Annotated in this window: 2 protein-coding genes and 1 pseudogene; all 3 read left to right on the forward strand. The window is 67.5% G+C overall.

All coding sequences use genetic code 11. The features are described from left to right. Positions 1 to 28: 28 nt before the first annotated feature. Positions 29 to 1,189 (forward strand): MFS transporter, encoded by a 1,161-nt coding sequence (locus tag QMZ25_RS18840; RefSeq protein ID WP_197600884.1) that lies wholly within the window; start codon positions 29 to 31, stop codon positions 1,187 to 1,189. Positions 1,190 to 1,680: 491 nt separating this feature from the next. Continuing rightward, positions 1,681 to 2,301 (forward strand): LemA family protein, encoded by a 621-nt coding sequence (locus tag QMZ25_RS18845; RefSeq protein WP_100471327.1) that lies wholly within the window; start codon positions 1,681 to 1,683, stop codon positions 2,299 to 2,301. Between the two features lie 3 nt (positions 2,302 to 2,304). After that, positions 2,305 to 2,924, forward strand: a pseudogene (locus QMZ25_RS18850) (TPM domain-containing protein); the annotation flags it as partial.

Genomic DNA, 2,924 nt, shown 5'->3' on the forward strand with positions numbered 1-2,924 from the left:
CCCGATTCCCGCCCCCAGGAAGTCCCCCATGAAGTCCAGAGCCGCATTGCTGGCGCTTGCCGTCGGCGCCTTCGCCATCGGCACCACCGAGTTCGCCCCGATGGGCCTGCTGCCGGTCATCGCCGACGGCGTAGGGGTTGGCATTCCCACCGCTGGCATGCTGATCACGGCCTACGCCATGGGCGTGATGCTGGGCGCGCCGGTGATGACGCTGCTGATGGGACGCTTCGGCAAGCGCACCGCGCTGATGCTGCTGATGTCGATCTTCGTGGTCGGCAACCTGCTGTCGGCGCTGGCGCCGAACTATGGCCTGCTGCTTTTGTCGCGGCTGGTCACCAGCCTCAACCACGGTGCCTTCTTCGGTATCGGTGCGGTGGTCGCCGCCAGCCTGGTACCGAAGGACAAGCAGGCGGCGGCGGTGGCCACGATGTTCATGGGCCTGACCATCGCCAACATCGGCGGCGTGCCGCTGGCAACCTGGGTCGGCCAGCAGCTGGGCTGGCGCCTGTCCTTCGCCGGCACCGCAGTGCTGGGCGTGGTGGCGATCATCGCGCTCGGCCTGGCCCTGCCGGCCTCGGCACCGGGTCCGCGCCCGGACGTGCGCCGTGAACTGAAGGCGATCCTGCAGCCGCAGGTGCTGCTGGCCATGGCCACCACGGTGCTGGGCGCCGGTGCCATGTTCACCTTGTACACCTACGTGGCGCCGGTGCTGACCGAGCTGACCGGTGCCTCCAATGCCTTCATCGCGATGTCACTGGCGCTGATCGGTATCGGTTTCACCATCGGCAATGGCATCGGCGGGCGCATGGCCGACTGGTCGCTGGATGGCGCTACGCGGATCCTGCTGGCGGCGCTGGCCGTGTTGATGTTCGTGCTGCCGCTGGCCTTCATGAATCCCGTGACCGCAGCGCTCGGTGTACTGCTGTTCGGCGCGGCGACCTTCGCCATCGTGCCGCCGCTGCAGATCCGGGTGATGGAAGCGGCCACCGAGGCGCCGGGCCTGGCGTCGTCGATCAACGTGGGCGCGTTCAACCTGGGCAATGCCGTGGGTGCGGCGCTCGGCGGTGCGGTGATCAGCTCGGGCCTGGGCTACGCCGCGATCCCGGTGGCCGGTGGCCTGCTGGCGGCATCGGGCCTGCTGCTGGCGTGGCTGGGGCGCGGTCGCACTGCGGTGGCCGAAGCCTGCTGAGGGGTGTTGGATTCCGGCAGGGCTTGCAGCCCTGCACCCGCCGAATCAACGTCAACGTCAACGGCAAAGGCCTGCATTCCGTGGGTTGGCGGGGTGGGTCCGGTTGAGGGGGACGCTGTAAGTACCCCTGCGGGGCCCGGCCCATTCCCGCGATCTGTCGCAACGGCGTTCCGCTCTGGTAGGTGTCGACCTTGGTCGACACGAATGCCTGAAGAACCGGCTTTTGCTTTTGATTTTTTTCTTTTGATCTTCCCGCGGTGCGCAGGAAACCGTATGAGGCCGGGCGGGTGGGCGTGGCGGGGGTATCCGCGCCATGGATGGCGCGGATAAGCCTCCCGGGACGGATTCACGGCGTCCCCCGCCATGCCCACCCGCCCGGACTACTCAGGCGATCCCTGAGCATGGCCACCGCGGAGGGGGCGGCGCCCGATGGCCGGTCTTTCACCCGAACCATGGCATGCTCGGCGCCAAGCCCACCCGGAACCTCCGCCATGCGCCTGTTCACCCGTGTCCTGCCCCTGATGCTGCTGGCCTCCCTGCTGTCCGGCTGCGGCTACAACGCGATCCAGCAGAAGGATGAAGCGGTCAAGGCCAGCTGGTCCGAAGTGCTCAACCAGTACAAGCGCCGTGCCGACCTCGTGCCCAACCTGGTACAGACCGTGAAGGGCTTCGCCAGCCAGGAAGAGCGCGTGCTGACCGAAGTCACCAACGCCCGCTCGCGTGTCGGCCAGATCAACGTCAACGCCGATGACGAAGCCTCGCTCAAGCAGTTCCAGCAGGCCCAGGGCGAACTGGGTAGCGCGCTGTCGCGGCTGCTGGTGGTGACCGAGAACTATCCGGTACTGAAGTCCGACCAGAACTTCCGCGACCTGCAGGCCCAGCTGGAAGGCACCGAAAACCGGATCACGGTTGCGCGTGGTCGTTACATCCAGCAGGTGCAGGACTACAACACCTACATCCGCTCGTTCCCGCAGGTGATCACCGCAAAGCTGTTCGGCTACAAGACCAAGCCGAACTTCACCGTGGACAACGAAGCGCAGATCTCCAACGCACCGGCCGTCGATTTCGGCAACGCGCCGCAGCAGCAGCCGGCACCGCAGCCGGGCCATTGAGCCATGCGTCTGGCGACGGCACTGCTGGTCATGCTGCTGTGGCTGCCGCTGGCCGGCCACGCACAGTCGCTGGCGCCCATCCCCGCGCTGGACTCGCCGGTGGTCGACACCACCGGCACGCTGGACGCCGCGCAGAAGCAGGCGCTGGTGCAGCAGGCGCTGGACCTGCAACAGCGCAAGGGCAGCCAGCTGCAGGTGCTGGTGGTGCCCACGACGCAGCCGGAGGACATCGCGCAGTACACGACGCGGGTCTTCGACCAGTGGCAGATCGGCCGCAAGGGTGTGGATGACGGCGTGCTGCTGGTGGTGGCCAAGGATGACCGGCGTGTGCGCATCGAGCCGGGCTATGGTCTTGAAGGCGCCATCCCCGATGCCATCGCCAACCGCGTCATCCAGGAATATCTGGTGCCACGCTTCCGCAGTGGCGACTACGCCGGCGGCATCACCGATGCCACCGCCGTACTGGTCGGGCTGATCGACGGCGAGTCGCTGCCGGCGCCGGTCAGTGGCCAGCGCGGGCGGGAGGCCGACGGCGGTGGCGATACCTGGATCCTGGCGGCATCGTCCGCTGGGTGGTGGCAGCCCTGGTGCTGCTGGTGCTGTTCTCCAGCTTCCAGCTGATC

The organism is Stenotrophomonas sp. RS-48 (assembly GCF_030053245.1).
Classification (GTDB): domain Bacteria; phylum Pseudomonadota; class Gammaproteobacteria; order Xanthomonadales; family Xanthomonadaceae; genus Stenotrophomonas; species Stenotrophomonas maltophilia_P.

Bases quoted from the DNA above. Each gene is read 5' to 3' on its own strand.
- QMZ25_RS18840 (WP_197600884.1), top strand. From the start codon at position 29: ATGAAGTCCAGAGCCGCATTGCTGGCGCTTGCCGTCGGCGCCTTCGCC.
- QMZ25_RS18845 (WP_100471327.1), top strand. From the start codon at position 1,681: ATGCGCCTGTTCACCCGTGTCCTGCCCCTGATGCTGCTGGCCTCCCTG.